At 34.7% G+C, this 17235-nt stretch carries 9 protein-coding genes; 8 read left to right on the forward strand and 1 reads right to left on the reverse strand.

All coding sequences use genetic code 11. The features are described 5' to 3' along the window. The first annotated feature begins 68 nt into the window (after positions 1-68). The 4 genes from Q360_RS0108145 (at position 69) to Q360_RS0108165 (ending at position 7813) form a co-directional block, all read left to right on the forward strand. On the forward strand, positions 69-2891 hold the full coding sequence (locus Q360_RS0108145; RefSeq protein WP_027076652.1) for a glycosyl hydrolase: 2823 nt from the start codon (positions 69-71) through the stop codon (positions 2889-2891). 227 nt (positions 2892-3118) lie between these two features. Continuing rightward, entirely contained in the window at positions 3119-3841 is a 723-nt protein-coding gene (locus Q360_RS0108150) for a hypothetical protein (protein WP_027076653.1), read from the forward strand. A gap of 517 nt (positions 3842-4358) precedes the next feature. Continuing rightward, positions 4359-6674: a PAS domain S-box protein gene (locus Q360_RS24600; protein WP_051554630.1), complete on the forward strand. Its 2316-nt coding sequence runs from the start codon at positions 4359-4361 to the stop codon at positions 6672-6674. A gap of 38 nt (positions 6675-6712) precedes the next feature. Continuing rightward, entirely contained in the window at positions 6713-7813 is a 1101-nt protein-coding gene (locus Q360_RS0108165; RefSeq protein ID WP_027076655.1) for a hybrid sensor histidine kinase/response regulator, read from the forward strand. A gap of 753 nt (positions 7814-8566) precedes the next feature. On the opposite strand, the gene Q360_RS27400 is transcribed toward Q360_RS0108165, so the two are convergent. Beyond that, on the reverse strand, positions 8567-8905 hold the full coding sequence (locus tag Q360_RS27400; RefSeq protein ID WP_084273396.1) for a transposase: 339 nt from the start codon (positions 8903-8905) through the stop codon (positions 8567-8569). Between the two features lie 325 nt (positions 8906-9230). Between Q360_RS27400 and Q360_RS0108175 the strand changes: the two genes are divergently transcribed. The 4 genes from Q360_RS0108175 (at position 9231) to Q360_RS24605 (ending at position 17082) form a co-directional block, all read left to right on the forward strand. Further along, positions 9231-11075, forward strand: a complete 1845-nt coding sequence (locus tag Q360_RS0108175) for a DUF3857 domain-containing protein (RefSeq protein ID WP_156950052.1) — start codon at positions 9231-9233, stop codon at positions 11073-11075. Next, positions 11072-13033 (forward strand): DUF3857 domain-containing protein, encoded by a 1962-nt coding sequence (locus Q360_RS0108180; protein WP_027076658.1) that lies wholly within the window; start codon positions 11072-11074, stop codon positions 13031-13033. Before Q360_RS0108175 ends, Q360_RS0108180 begins: the two co-directional genes overlap by 4 nt. Positions 13034-13327: 294 nt before the next feature. Continuing rightward, on the forward strand, positions 13328-16120 hold the full coding sequence (locus Q360_RS0108185; RefSeq protein WP_027076659.1) for a S9 family peptidase: 2793 nt from the start codon (positions 13328-13330) through the stop codon (positions 16118-16120). 242 nt (positions 16121-16362) lie between these two features. After that, positions 16363-17082: a DUF6090 family protein gene (locus Q360_RS24605; RefSeq protein WP_051554631.1), complete on the forward strand. Its 720-nt coding sequence runs from the start codon at positions 16363-16365 to the stop codon at positions 17080-17082. Positions 17083-17235 lie beyond the last annotated feature (153 nt).

Here is a 17235-nt window from a genome sequence, read left to right on the forward strand (position 1 = left end):
ATGGAATATGCCTACTAGTACGTATATCCAGTTGTTAGGGTAAATTAAAACACTAAGATTGATTACATATGAAACGAAGAAACTTTGTTAAAACCAGTATAGCTGCTACATCGGGAGCATTTTTTGTCAACTCAATTTTTGGATGTGTAAATCCGGCTTTGGAAACCGGTTCCCTTGACGAGATTTATCGAGGTTTTCAAAATCCGCCGGTTGATTCACGAGTCTTTGTACGTTGGTGGTGGAACGGCAACCGGCTTACGAAAAAGGAGATTTTACGAGAACTTGATGTAATGAAAGCTGCCGGAATAGGTGGTGTTGAAATCAATCCGATTGCATTTCCTCGTGATACCGATCCGGTGGGGTACAAAGCCCTAACCATTTTTGAAGATGATTGGCTGGATATGTTGCAAACAGCACTTGAGGGAGCAAAGGAACGAGGCATTATCTGCGATATGATTGTTGGTTCAGGTTGGCCTTTTGGTGGCGAGTTTCTGAAAAAAGAGGAGCAGTCGCAAATGGTAACTATCGAAACCATTAATTTAAAAGGAGGGGAGAATTATAAATTCAAAATAAATGAATTACTGGATAGAGTAAATCCCAATGTTCATTCGAAAAATAAAACCGTTTATAAAGATCTGTTAATGGCACGTTTACTTCCAAAAAATTCAACCGAATTTGTTGAGGGAGAAAATTTGATGCAAAGCATAAGTAACGAAGAACTTTCTGTTGATGTGCCGGAAGGTAGTTTTGTTTTGTATTATGTGGTAAAACTTACCGGATATATGGCGGTTATTAACGGTGCTCCTGGGGCAGGCGGACCGGTGTTAAATCATTATAGTAAAGAGGCCACCGAAGGATACCTGAATAAGGTTTCCGGGCATATTTCCGGTAAAATCGGAAATATGGGAGACTACATTCGAGCCATGTTTTGCGACAGCATGGAATTGGAAGGCGCCAATTGGAATGACGATTTACCTGCTGAGTTTGAGAAAAGAAGAGGCTACTCTTTGATTCCCTATTTACCTTTTGTCCTAAAAAAAGTGGGGCACATGGGAAATCCGTTGGATGAGGAATATGGGACAAAATTACCGGAGGAGGTTACAGAACAGATTAAGCGCGTTGATTTGGATTTTTACCAAACCAGGATTGAACTGTTTAAGGAACGCTTTATCGATACTTTTAACGACTGGTGTCATCGCAACCATGTAAAATCCAGAATGCAGGCATACGGCCGTGGCATGCATCCGCTAGAAGCAAGTATGGAGATTGATATTCCAGAGTGCGAAACCTGGTTGTTTAAAGATGTAGGCAGGGAATATCCCGATACAGGTTTAGCTGGCAGAGCACCTAGGATGTGTAATAAATATGTTTCGTCGGGAGCCGCATTGGCAGGGAAAAAGATTGTAAGCTGTGAAGAGATAACAAATACCGCCATGGCGTTTATGGCAACGCTCGAAAACATAAAGGTTGCCGGAGACCAAAGCAATATTTCGGGGGTGAACCACTCCATTTTACATGGTTTTAATTATTCGCCACCAGAGGCTAAATTTCCAGGCTGGATTCGTTATGGAGCTTATTTTAACGAACGAAATACCTGGTGGCCGTATTTTAGAAAATGGGCAGATTACAAGGCCCGGATTTCATATGTACTACAAAATGCCACCCCTCAGGCTAATGTTGCCATTCTTCAGCCCCTTACGGATTTATGGTTAAAGCATGGTCCGCAGCGTGATCCCTTTCCGCAAAAATGGTATCCCGAATATCAAAATAACCTTTGGGAAGCCATCCATCAAAATGGTGGAGGCTGTGATTATGTAAGCGAAAACATTATCAATAATGCTACTTTCAAAAAGGGTAAAATGATATATAATGAACGTAGTTATTCTACCCTGCTGCTCCCCGAAATAGAAACCCTGGATTTAAAAACTGCCCAATCATTAGCTGATTTTGTGGAAGACGGTGGAAAAATTGTCTTTATCGGAAAGAAACCATACAAATCGCCGACGTATATAAACGGCGATGCCAGTGATGAGGCTATTAAAAACATTGTGAATGATTTAATAAAAACTAATAATGGGATTGTATATCCTTCACCGACCGGTGATGTGATTCAGTGGTACGGAGAATTACAGAATGAAATTGGTCTCAGACCTTATGTGAGATTTGACAAAACACATAAATATTTAAGCCAATCGAATTACCTGATTGGAGAGCATTGTCTGTTTTTTATTGTCAATTCAAGTTTGTCGGAACACATATCGGTGAAGGCCGAATTTCAAGTGAAAGAAAAACTCCGTCCCTGGATATGGAATCCCGAAACAGGAGAAAAATTGCTTTATCCAACGAATGGAAGCAACAATAAAATTCAACTGGAACTTCCACGTGCTACCTCAGTAATGATTGTATTCGAGTCAGAAATAGAAGGAGAACAATTCCAGCCAATGAATTTCAACCAGCAGGAAAAGGAATTAGTCGGAGCATGGCAATTGCAGTTAAATCACATAAACGGGGAAAAGCAAAAGTTGGAATTAAATTCATTGACAAATCTGATCGAAATTAAGGAGACAAAAGAATTTGCAGGCGAAGTTATTTACGAAAAAACAATAAATATCGACTCAAACAATTACCAAAAACTCGATTTGGGAGATGTTCAGGGAGTTTCAGAACTGACTGTAAATGGTAAACTTATCGGAACCAAGTGGTATGGGGCTCATGTTTATAACATTAAAGATGTCCTGAAAAAAGGGAAAAATAATATGTCAATTAAATTGATCACCATCACCGGGAATTATATGAAAAGTTTAAAGGATAACCCGGTTGCAATGGGCTGGACAAGACATCAGGATTATTATCCGATGGGGATTATGGGGCCGGTCCGTATGATTAAATAATTAGATATAAACCACCCTAACAAGCGGTCATAAGTAAGGCAGGGGAATGTGTTAAATTTGAAATTGAAAACATGTAACAAACGGTGTTGCAGTTTGATAAGTTGTAGCTTAAAAATCCCGCACTACTGATACCGCAGGCCGTTATGGGCAATTAACACATACGGTCGGAGCAAGCTGAAAATAGAACTCAAACAGGCATAAGCATTTAGAAATAAGTTGCAGTAAAAATGAAAAGAACTATACTTTACTTAATTGGAATCCTAAGCGGATTATTATTTAGTGTAACATCGTGTAATAAAGATTGTGATACGAATCCACAACAAAACACTAATACACTGCAGACCTTAGTTACACGAACTTATACAGGTGTACTTGTTGGCTCAACAGGGGCTTATGAATTGAATTTAATTGAAAATGGTGCAATCGCTTCTGTTGTATTTGATGACGAAACTTATAATTTGTATTCTAACGAAACTTTAGAAAACAGTCAAAGTTTAACATTAAGCGATGGTTCTATTTCATTAACTGTCGAAGTTGATGAAAATGGAGATAACCCAGCAATATCATTTACAATTCCAGGACATAATATTGAAGCAACCATAGTTTTATCAAATCAAACGAATCCAAATCGAAATTATATTGGATCAACAGAAAGTGTTAGTCCTAGTGAAGCAAAAGTTTACAGAACAACGTTTAACCTTACTCTTCACGATGGCAATAAATGGACAGGTATTGAAAGAGTTGATTTAGATATTGACCCTGGTAATCCTAACCATCAAAGTGCTCAAGGGCAAACTATAAAAGTTGATGGAACTTTTATAGAAAATGAGAGTACTGTTATCTTAACTAGGAGTAATTCTATTTATACTCTATACAAAGTTAGCGATGAGTTGAAATTATATCAAGCCGCTGGTGGCACGTTTGAAGTTATGCTGACTCAAGTAAATTAAAAAACCCAATAACAAAAGCTAAGAAAACAGAACCTCCCTTCGGGACGGCGCTATTCCTTAGCTTAGTCGTTGTAAGCAATTTTGGACCGTCCTGAAATATGACCACACAATTACAAAAGGAGCAATAGATGTAATAGGAGCAGAAATAATTATGAAGAGCACTATTGGAAATGGAACCTCTGTTACTCTTAACATTCCAAAAACTTAAATAAGCAGTATGTATAGAATAATAATTATAACAGATAGAAGAAGTTTACGATACTCTCTTAATGGAAGGTTATAGTGTTTTCCCGGCTGAAAGTGAATTTTGTTTTATAGAAGACATTAAAAAACAGATGCATCCAGAAGTTTTAAAACTATACCCTAGTGCAGAGTTACCTCATTTAAAATCAGAAATAAAAAGTAAAAAGATATGTGAAATTATCAATAATCCTGTTGGATTAATTCTTAACAGCCACTTTTTGAGTAGCTCTATGTATTAAGAGTTTTATCATAAATCAAAATACAATATTGTAAAATGAGAGAAAGATCGCGAAACGAGAGGAAGGCGCACTTTTTGGAAACGATTAATGCGTTCGGTTCTATACTAATGCGGACTAGTTCGACGCAAGAGTCCGCTTGGTGTGTTGCGAAGCACGCCGTTGGAGAGTTAGGATACATTGATTGCATTATTTACTTGATCAATGATGATGGAGAACTTTATCAATGTGCAGCTCACGGAAATAAAAATCCCACTGCACAAGATGTTCTGAACCCTATTAAATTGAAAATGGGTGAAGGTATTTGTGGACACGTTGCCCTCACAGGAGTAAGTGAGATTATTGCCAACACTTCAAAAGACCCAAGATATATAGTTGATGATGAAGATCGACATTCAGAGATAACGGTGCCTATTCTTTCGGATGGCCTTGTAATCGGAATTATCGATTCTGAGCATCCAGAGAAAGATTACTTTTCAAATCATGACTTGGATATATTGAATACGATAGCATCTATGCTATCTTTCAAAATTTCTCAATCAAAAGCAATTGAAGAACTGGCCATTATTAACAAAGAACTTGCCATTCAAAACGAAGAGAAACAAAAACGTGCAGACGAATTAGCCATTGCCAATACAGAACTTACCTTTCAAAATGAAGAGAAACAAAAACGAGCAGATGAATTAGCCATTGCCAATACAGAACTTACCTTTCAAAATGAAGAGAAACAAAAACGAGAAAAGGAATTAACTCTTGCTAACAGAGAAAAAGAAAAACAAGCAAATGTATTAACCATCGCTGTCAAAGAGCTTGCCTTTCAAAACGAGCTAGAAAAGACCCGCATCGAAACAGAATCTATTGCTAAGGAATTGCGTCAGTTTATTGAAACGGCCAATGCGCCAATTTTTGGAATAGACAATAAAGGGTTGGTAAACGAATGGAACCAGACTTCTGAAAAAATTACTGGATTTAAAAAAGAAGACGTTTTAGGTCAAAATTTAGTTAAAAATTATATCACCAAAAATTACCAAGTTGCAGTAAAAAAAGTATTAGACAATGCACTAAAAGGTGAAGAAACTGCCAACTACGAGTTTCCGTTATTTACCAAAAGTGGTAAGCGTATAATGGTTTTACTCAACTCATCTACGCGTAGAAATGTAGAGGGTAAAATTATTGGAGTGCTAGGTGTAGGACAAGATATTTCTGAAATGGATAAACTGCGTACCCAATCAGAATCTGTTGCCAAAGAATTGCGCCAGTTTATTGAAACCGCCAATGCGCCAATTTTTGGCATAGATAATAAAGGTAGGGTAAACGAATGGAACCAAACTTCTGTAAAAATTACTGGATTTACAAAAGACGAGGTATTAGGTAAAAATTTGGTCGAAACGTATATCACCCAAGATTACCAAAAACAAGTAAAAGAAGTATTAGACAATGCCCTAAAAGGACAAGAAACTGCCAACTACGAATTTCCGCTATTTACCAAAAAGGGACAACGTATAATGGTATTATTAAATGCATCTACACGTAGAGATACTGAGGGTAAGATTACCGGAGTGCTCGGGGTAGGACAAGATATTACCATTTTAAACGAATACAAAGAAAACTTAGAATCCAAGGTAGAATTCCGTACGCAAGAACTTCAAGAGTCCTTAGAACGTGAAAAGGAATTGGGCCAGCTTAAAACTAGTTTTGTTTCGATGGCATCACATGAATTTAGAACACCACTCACATCGATAAGAGCCACTTCTGATGTGATTCTGAGGTACTTTGATAAGTTAAGTAAAGAGGATATTAACAAGCGTTTGATAAAGATTAAAAACGAAGTAAGTGACATGACCACCATACTAGAAGATATTTTAATTATTGGAAAATCTGATGCACAAAAATTAGACTATAATCCAGAACTTTTGGATATTATTTCTCTAATAAAAGACATCATTACTGAATACCAACTCAGTGAATTCAAAGACAGAGACATAATCTATGATATCCCTTTACCTAAAATTATGATACAGGTAGATAAAAAATGGATTAAACACATGGTTCTTAATCTTCTTAGTAATGCACTGAAATATTCAAAAGATGATACACGAGTTGAAATCAGCATTAAAAAAGAGCAGGACAGTGTTTCTTTTTGTTTTAGAGATCGTGGTATTGGCATTTCAAAAGAAGATATTAAACTACTGCTTAGTCCTTTTCACAGAGGGAACAACGTAGGTGAAATTTCAGGCACAGGATTGGGATTATCTGTTTTACAAAAAGCAGTGGAGTTACATAAAGGTAAAATAGAGATTGAAAGCGAAATTAATATAGGCTCTAATTTTAAAGTGATTTTACCTGTTTTCTGACAGCCAATTAATCGAAATAAAATATACAAAAAACACTTATGAAAGAATCAAGAATTTTAGTCATTGAGGACACTAAGAGTATACTAAATGAACTTAAAGCCATCTTAATTTTTGAGGGAATGAAGGTGATTACTGCAGAAAATGGTCAAGACGGAATTGATAAAGCAAGAGAACACCTTCCTGATCTTATATTATGTGACATTATGATGCCAAAAAAAAATGGCTACGAGGTATATGATGAAATAAAACAGGATTCCAATCTAATGCACACTCCCTTTTTATTCATTAGTGCAAAAGCTACTTCTGAAAATAGACGAGAAGGAATGATATTGGGTGCAGATGATTATATTACTAAACCTTTTGATGTTGACTTACTAATAAAATCTATTGAGACTCGTTTGCGCAAAGAGAAAAAAAGAAAGCAATCAGAAAAAAACAAGTTTAAAACACTGCAATACAATATTAGTTGTGCTATCCCACATGAATTATTGACACCGCTAAATGGTATTATTGGGTTTTCAGGCATAATGAAAGAGCCCGACTTCGAGATAAACGAAGAGGAAGTTAGAAATTTTTCCTTGGCGATTTATGATTCTAGCAATCGACTATTAAGTACGATACAAAAATTTATTTATTATACAGAAATTGAATTGCTACTCAATGATGACGAAAAAAAAGCGGTCTTAAAAGAAGAAATTGCTGAGAACGCAGAATTTGAATTAGAAGAACAAAGTCATATTATAGCTAAAAAATTCAATCGAAAATCTGACATTGAAATAAATATTAAGTCTTTTAATGCCAAAATAAGTTCCTTTCATTTTGAGATAATTATTGCCAATATTTTAGACAATGCCTTTAAGTTTTCAAATAAGGGAGACAAAGTTACTGTTGAGGTAGAACTAAAAGATACCCTAGCTAATATTACAATCATTGATAATGGAGTCGGTTTTGATGGAGTAACACTAGATGAAGTTGGAGCTTTCACACAGTTTAACCGATCAAAGATGGAGCAACAAGGTTTAGGACTTGGATTGATCACTAGTCAAAAACTTATAAACTGCTATGATGGAGAATTGAGTATAAGTAAAAACGAGCCTAAAGGAAGCCGTGTTAAATTATCGTTTTTGATAGCTGAATAAAAAACGGTATAGTAACAATAGGTATGGTGCATTTTACAATGAAAGACCTAAAAATAAATATTATAGCAAAAAATACCATTTACAGCGAGTTGAATAGGAAGTATTATAAAATACCAAACGCAGCATATTTAATTTTTTGTAAACAATAGCTCAAAAAGCGAAAAGATGGATAAATTATTGAAAAGCAATATTTACACAGATATTATTTGGCTACTAATTGGTGTTATTGGAAGTCTATATTATTTCTTTAAACCTAGTTATTGGACATGTGCCATTTTCTCATTTCTCGCTGTTTTATACCTAGTCAAAATAATCAATAACTTAATCCAAAAGAATGGTTCAAATTCCGAATAAATTGTAAGCTAAAAAAGCAAGTTTGTGAACGAACGAACCACTCTATCGAAATCTTTCTACAGATGCATTATTACGCAAATTTGCGCAAATGGACTTCAATCAGAGGCAAATTTTACGCAGAACTTTAATCGGACTGAAAAATAACGGAATTTGACGTGCTTACTCAAACGTGTAGAAACTGATTACAACAGAAGCTATAAGTAATGTGGGCTAAGTGCTAAATCGAAAGGTTTGTGTATTTTGATAAGGTTGAAAAACCTTTAGAATTTTACTTTAGACTAGAAAAAATAAATTAAAATAAAAAGATTTCGCTGAGCGTTATGGCGCGTGGAAATTGCTTCTCTACTCCCGCACTACTTATAAGCACTGTGTCAAAAAGTAAGTTTTTTCTTTAAATTTTCAAGAAACAAGTTGCTGTATCAAGTTGTTATTCTGCACAGCAAGAGCTTCATGCTTTTGCTGCTTTTTCTTTTCAAACCCTGCGTCGTAAACTTCTTCATTCTTCCACAAAGTGTACATGAGGATCAAGCACTTTCTCTGCACTACTATTAAGGCAACTAATGGCTTTGCTTTCTTGGACTTCAATCTATTATAGAATTGTTTCAATGTCAGGTTACACGGAACACAAGTAATCGAAGGCATTTGTAAGGCCGCCCTGATGTGACTGTTTCCCTTTTTACTGTTTCTCGTTTCCCCCTTAAAATTACCAGACTCCCGTAATACGATATCGCAACCGATTTTATAGCAACATGAATCAAGGCGATGAACTTAGATCGTTTTGATTTGGCTTAAGTGACATCAAGTTTTTAATAGTATAATAAAGTGGCCTGTAATAAGGCCACTTTATTTGTCTACCGATAGCTGTGGCCCAGAAGAATCCAGCGTGCTAAAATGGATTAACTAGTCGTTTGTAAGCGCATATTATAGACATACTATAGCTGTAGTACCTTTCTGTTTCCTATAAATACTAGATTATGTATATCTTACTGCTATAAATGGAATATACGTACTAGCACGCATATTCAGTTGTTGGGCTTAATTGCCGCCACAAAAAAATTTCACATTGATCACTAAACTTTCACATTTTCTTTCATTCGCTTTTTTGATTGCAGCATCGTTTCAAATGGTATGTGGCCAAATAGTAAACTATGAAACCAAAGTCACAATTGCTGATGATGGTAAGAAAACGACCCAAAGAACCGTATTAATTCAGATAAATAGTAAAAAAGAAAACTGGCTATCTCATATTGAACTGAATCATAACCCTAAACAAGAATTTAAGTTGAATTATGCTCAAATATTAGATTTTAAAGGAAATACAGTTAGGAAACTAAAGAAGAAAGAACTCATTACTCGCAATGACCTTTCCAACCAAACTTTTTACCAAGACGATCTAGTTACTGAATTTAATCTTTATTGGAGTGAATATCCATATAGAGTTGAATACTCGTATACAATAAAAGAAGAGGAGTATCTATATTTAGCTTGGTGGACTCCTCTTTATAACTCGCATGTATCAACAATTAATGGTTCACTAGAGGTCAATATTCCATCTGATTATTCCTTCCGAATTAACGCTTCCGAAAATCTAATTCTCAAAGAATCTGAATTAGAGGGTAAAAAAGTACTGAGTTGGAAATCTACAATGGTTAAAAGTGAGTCCCGAGATGAGATTTACTCACCTCCAATGGAATTTCCTAATATTAAAATTGTACCTGAAGAATTTAAATATGGTGTACTTGGAAAATCAGAATCATGGTCGTCCTTCGGGAATTGGTTAGATCAATTAAATAAAGGCACTGATCAACTAACCCTACAAGAAAAATGGACTGTTGAAAAACTGATTGATGGTATTAATAATAGAAATGAAATCATTAAAGCCATTTACTATTACCTACAGGATCAAACTAAATATGTCAATGTTGCTATAGATGTTGGCGGACTTAAAAGCTATCCCGCTTCGTATGTCTATGAAAATAAGTATGGAGATTGTAAGGCTCTTACTACTTATATGAAGGCAATGCTTAAAAGTGTAGGGATAGAATCATTTTATACCATTGTCAAAGCAGGTGAAAAGAACACAGAAATTGACCTCGATCTTCCAAGTCAGCAGTTCAACCATGTGATCCTCATGATCCCGTCCGAGATTGATACTTTATGGCTTGAGAATACATCCAGTGCATTACCTTTTGATTACCTCGGAACTTTCACTCAAAACAGGCATACATTGGCTATTAATGGAGAGAAAAGCCAATTGGTCAAAACGCCTGCACTTTCAATCGATGACGTGCTTCTTGAAAGGAGCTATAATTTTCAAGCAACAGATAATAATGAAGTACAGATTGATCTTGATTTAACCTTAAGAGGAAAGGAATTTGAGGATTTTAGATACTTCATTTCTGAGAAAGATGAAGAAAGGCAAGAAGATGAAGTAAGAATGCAAAATGGAGTCAAAGACTTTAAAGTCAATAACTGGAATGTGGTAGGTTTTAATCGTGATAGCGCTTTTTTACAGCTAAGTGTTAAAGGTATTTATTCTTCCATTATACGCCAAATAGGAACATTCCAAGTAATTAATCCACTTAGGATCGCATTGCCAGATTTTGAAAAACCGAATGTGAGGAAACTGGATGTTAGTATCAATTTCCCAATCAATAAGTCCGATAAAAGTACGTACAATCTTCAAAAGTTCATAAGAAACGAAATTCAAGTTCCTGAAAGAATCAATATTGAAAACAAGTATGGTCTATACAGTACCGATTATTCCAAAAATGGTAATGAATTGATTGTCGAAGAGAAATTCACTTTGTTTGTCAACAAGATTTCAATTAAAGAATATGATGATTTCTATGAGTTCATCGATTCAATAAATAATTACAAGAAAAAAGCAGCAATACTTATAAAATGAAAAATCTGTTAATCATTAGTCTTCTTTTGAGTCAACTCGCATATTCCCAAACAAAAGAAATAGAATTCGGAAAAATATCTCAAGGAGAAATTGAAATGAAGAGTTATGAAAAAGATAAAGAAGCAAAAGCAGTAATTCTTTATGATAAAGGAAAATCCTTATTTTTCGATTCTGATAATGGATATGATATTCGATTTACGAGGCATAAAAGAATCAAAATATTCGATAAGTCCGAATCAAAATACGCAGAAGTTTCCATTCCCTATTATGTTGATGGATATGGAAAAACTGAAATTGTTAAATCTATAGAGGCGACAACTTATAATACGATAGACGGCAAGTTGACCCAAAAGCGTTTAGATCCGTCAAAAGTCTATGAAGAGCGAGTCAATGAAAGATGGTACAACAAGAAATTCGTGTTCCCAGATGTACAGGATGGAGCTATATTAGAATATCGCTACGTTTTAGAAACTCCATTTCATTTTAACTTACCGGATTGGACTTTTCAGGACAAGATTCCAACTGCCTACAGTGAGTATCAAGTCAGCATGATTCCTTTTTACGAATACGTATTTCTTATTCAAGGCATCTCCAGATTTGATTATCAAAACTCAGTTATAACACGACAAAAAAGAACTTGGGGGTTTTCTAACCCAATTAAATTTCAGGACTATGTCCATACTTACGTATTAAAAGATGTATCTGCTTTTAAGGATGAATCGTACATCTCTTCTATCAATGACTACATCATCAAAATGGACTTCCAGCTTTCCAAATTTCTTAGCCCAACTGGTGGAACATCCGATATAATATCAACTTGGCCTGACCTTAACGAGTCACTTCTTAAGCATGGCAAGTTTGGCAAGTATCTAAAAAATAGCTCGAAAATTGCTAAAAAAGTCTTATCAGAGGAGTTAAATATAGGAAACGAGAACAATAGAGCAAAGGCAAAACAAATAATTGAGTACGTAAAAAGTAGTTTTGAATGGAATGGCCATTTTGGTAAGTATGCATCACAATCAGCCAAAGACTTCTTCAATAAAAAAAGTGGTAATGATGCCGATATCAATTTATTTATGATTTCTCTTCTAAATGAAGCTGGAATCAAAGCTGAACCACTGATACTTAGCACAAGAGTTCATGGAAAAATACCAAATAACTATCCATTCGATCATTTTACGAACTATATAATTGCTTTGGTAAATAACGACTCTCCTTTCCTTGCAGATGGAACAGAAGACTTACTATCATATAATAAACTTCCAATTAGGTGTAATAATGGTAAAGGACTTATTGTTGAGAAAGCAAATACTTCAAGGTGGATAAGCTTAGATAATACCATATTCTCAATTGAAAAGAACACAGTAAGAATGAGGCTTGACACTATTAGCATGAATGTAATAGCCCAAGTATCAATCCAAAATACTGAGTATAAATCATATTCAGTCCGTAAGAGATTTGGAAATGATTCTTTAAAAATCAAGAAGTATTATTCAGACAGAATTGGAGATATCAGAGAATCAAAAACAGTCGGTTATGATCGAATTGAGTTACCGTACTCCATGCACTTCAAAACCAATTATGAAACAGAGAAATTGGGTGATAACGTTGTAATAAAACCTTTTTTGAACTTGCCTTTATCTACCAACAACTTGACTCAAAAAAAGAGAACTTACCCAGTTGATTTCATCTACCCTTGGGAAGATGTATTTGAAACTACATTTGAAATACCAAGTAATTTTTCAATAACTGATATTCCTGAAGGGTATAAACTTGCTAACGATTTGGCAGAAATCAATCTGAACTATTCACTTGATAACAATATTTTGATCGTAAAGGGAAATTATAAGTTTAAAAAATCAACTTACGTGGCTAGTGAGTACTCTCGAATAAAGTATTATTTGGATCAAATAGTGAGGGAATTTAATAAGCCAATAGTGCTGGAAAAAATTAACTAAGCCCAACAATGTATAAAAATAATAGCCGGGTCAGAAGTAAATTTAGGGGTTGTATCCCGCTTCAACTTTCTTATAACTTGACAGGGATTAAGCCCAGAATCGGCTACTGTTCTTACACTCAAAGTTATGCTTCATTATACTCAATCGCTAACCAATGATTAAATTCTTTAGAAAAAGCAGTCAACAGCTTGTTAAACAGCATAAAGTAGATAAACAACTAATTTTTGAATTGTCAATTCTATCAAGTTTAAATTATATTACATCGAAATTTAACTATCAAACGGAACTACTCACATGAATCTCAATAAAACTAAACGCCTTCTCATTTCTTTATTCGCTATTTCAACAATAGTACTGTTTGTTAATTCTCTAGAAGCGCAAGAGAAAAAATTGATTACCCCAGAAGAATATGGAAAATGGGAGTTACTGGAAAGCAGCGCGATTTCCAAAGATGGCAAGTGGTCTAGCTATCAAGTAGACAAGATGAATAAAGACAGAACAACTATTCTTTATAACATTATAAAGAATAAAACAATCTCTTACGATAACACAGCTAAAGCAAAATTTTCTAAAACTGGTAATTGGTTCGTCTACGAAAAAGTCCTGACTGGTAAAGAACAAAAGATTAAAGATAAGAAAGACAAAAAAGATAAGGAAGATAAGAAAGAAGAGCCTGAGATGAACGACAAAGTTTTGGTCAATTTGTCAAATTCTGACACCTTGCTTCTAAAAGGTGTTATAAAATATAGTTTCAATGAGAAGGATACTTACTTCGCGATGCTTAGGGAAAATGAGGGTGTCAATACCCTCATAATACAAAATCTCAAAACTCAATCACAAATGAGTTTTGGAAATATAAAGTCCTTTGATTGGCAAACGAAAGGAGAGCTTTTAGCAATGATCGTGGAAACAAAAGACTCTATTGCGAATGGCATTCAACTATATGATCCGAATCAAGGAATCTTAAAAGTGTTAGATCAGTCCGCTCAAATCTATTCTCATTTAGAATGGGGTGAAAAATCGGATTATTTATTTGCCATAAAAGCGATAAAAAAAGAGAGGTCAGAAGAAGAATCGTACCAATTACTTCATTGGAAAGACTTTTCAAAATTGAACCCCATATTCTCTAACTTTAATCCCAATAAAACAAAATCATTTCCAGATGCTATAAGAATCTTATCAGATAACATTAAGATTTCAGATGACGGAAACAGCGTATTCTTTGAGACCTATTCTTGGATACAAACTGAGGAAATGCAAAAAAATAAGTCAGAGGAGGTAGATGAAAAAAACGCAAAGGAAGGTGATGATTATGAAGCTCCAGATCTAGAGATATGGCACAGTAAGGATGAATTAATGATTACCCAGCAAAAGAAAAGTACAAATAAGAGCTCTGAGGAACCAATCCAATATGTATGGCACGTTGATAAAAATAGCAATCTGCCTCTAAGCGATAAACTAGTTGAAAATATGCGCTTGCAAGTTAACAATAAGATGATGATAGGTTTTGACCAGTCTCCTTACTCATTTGATGCTATGTTTGGTAGACCTAGCAACGATATTTACATTGTAAATATTGAAAAGGGTGAGAAGAAAAAGGTGCTTACTAACATAAAATATACTTCGCCTGTAAGCCCTAATGGTAAATACTTCGTTTTTGTAGAAGATAACAACTTGCATTTATATGACATTGTAAAAGAGTCATCCACTACTATTACATCTAATTTAGAAGGTACGTTTATACAAGGTGATGCATTCGATTATCCAGTAGATGAAAAACCGCCATTTGATGGTGGATTGTCCGCTTGGAGTAAAGATGGTAATTCATTCCTATTTAATTCTGAATTTGATGTTTGGCAAGGGTTTGTAAATGGAAGTCCTTCAAAACGCCTTACTAAGGGAAAAGAAGATGAAATCATTTACAGACATTGGTTCGTCTATGAAGAGGATAAATTTATTGATTTGCAGAAAGAACAGTTCTTTTCAATGAGAGGTAAGAAATCTAAGAAATCAGGTTACTCAAAAGGAATACTTGGTAAAAAAATGAAGACTTTAATTTATGATGAGGCACGTATTTACCCCTTAGATAAACCTCATCAAGATCTTGATATATTAACCTATAGAACTCAGTCTTTTAATCAATCACCAAATCTAAGTATCACAGATTTAAATTTTTTAAACTCAAAAGGGGTTTCTAATACAAATTCTTTTCAAGACGAATATGCTTGGGGTGAGGCTGAACTGATAACATATACTAATGCTAAAAATAAAAGCGCTCAAGGAATTCTGTACTATCCAGCTAATTATCAAAAGGGTAAGATATATCCAATGATAACTTATGTATATGAAACGCTTTCTGATAGGTTTCATAGATATACTGTACCCTCTAAGACGAACTACTATAACACTACCGTCTGGCAGCAAGAGGGCTATTTTGTGTTGAAGCCAGACATAGAATTTATCGCTGGAGATCCCGGAGTTTCCTCTGCAAAGACATTAGAGAATGCTGTCGCAGCGGTAATAGAAAAAGGTGATGTTGACCCTAAAAAAGTTGGTCTAATCGGGCATTCTTGGGGTGGTTACCAAGCAGGTTTTGTACCTACTCAAACGGACATTTTTGCAGCCAGTGTAGCTGGTGCTGGCTTGACTAATTTTATTTCTATGTATTTAGCAATAACACCCGCATTTGAAGGATCTCCTGAAAATGCCCATTTTGAAATTTCCCAAGAACGTATGATTAGCCCACCATGGAAATCTCCAGAAAATTACCTTCGTAATTCATCTGTAATGAATGTTGAATCATTAAATACGCCAATTCTATTTGAAGTTGGGGACAATGATATGAATGTGAATTGGAGACAAGGAATCGAGTATTACAATGCAGCCCGAAGAGCAGGCAAGCAATTTGTGATGCTTGTTTATGCAAATGAAGGCCATGGTATTAAAGAAGACAAGAATGCATCTGACTATCAACAGAAGATACTAAAGTGGTTTGGCCACTACTTAAAAGGGGAAGAAGCCGAAGATTGGATACTGAAAGGAATTCCTTATAGGGAGCAACTACGCAGGTTAAAAAAAGCGGAATAGCTTGTCCTAAATTATCAATAATCAATTTTGTGTCGACTTGGGATTGATGGAGTTTTTGTACAAGCTTATAAAAAAGAAAATAACGAAAGCACAATAATGTATAAAAACAATAGCCTGTTCAGTACTAAAATCAAGGTTGATAACCACTTTAAACTTTCTTGTAACTTGACGAGGAATGAAGTTTAAACTCGGCTACCATTCTTATGCTTACCGTTCTACTTTATTACACAAACCACTAACCAATGATAAAATTCTTTAGAAAAATCCGTTACGACCTTATGGAACAAAATAAAACAGCCAAATACTTTAAGTATGCCATTGGCGAAATTGTGCTTGTGGTTATAGGTATTCTAATTGCGCTTCAAATAAATAATTGGAATGAATCTAAAAAAGAACGCAGTTATGAAAATTACATATTAACAGAGATTTCCGCCAATTTAGCTGCAGATATAGTCCAAATTGAACATATTTTAACCCAAAGAAGAAAAACACAGAAATCATTATTACGAATTAAATCCTATTTGAAAACTGAAAATATAATTAAAGATTCTCTCATTTATGACATTGTTCAACTATACACTTTTGAGAGATATTTCTCAACTAATACGGCTTATGAAATATCAAAAGCAAAAGGATTACAAATTTCTAATGAATCTCTTAGAACTCAAATAGCAAATTATTATGAACACGAACAGAACAAAGCACATAGTAGTATTCAAGATATTGAGAGAGCGTTTTTAGATGAATTTCTAATAGGAATGAAAGAATTCATATTAGATTATAATTACGGGGTAAGTGTTACATTGAAAAAATTTCCAGATGCTGCATTAAATGATTGGTTACAAAATTATCTTGTGGGATTTGAACCTAATCATAAAGCTTCGCTTGAAATAATTGAATTGTTTAGCGAAGTAAATAAGAACCTAAGACTTAAAGTAGATCAGGAGTTACTTAGATTTTAAAAAAAGAAAACGAAAGGCTAACACGGTGTATAATTAATTGCTTTGGCAGGTGCTTATCTGGAAAATTCCTTCGGAATTTTCTCTAGTCCGTATTTGTTTACTAATTGAGTTACTTAATCACGCAACTAACCATACACGAACCGTTGTGCTTCA

Origin of the sequence: Maribacter antarcticus DSM 21422, from assembly GCF_000621125.1 — a bacterium.
In the GTDB taxonomy this organism is placed as follows: Bacteria; Bacteroidota; Bacteroidia; order Flavobacteriales; family Flavobacteriaceae; genus Maribacter; species Maribacter antarcticus.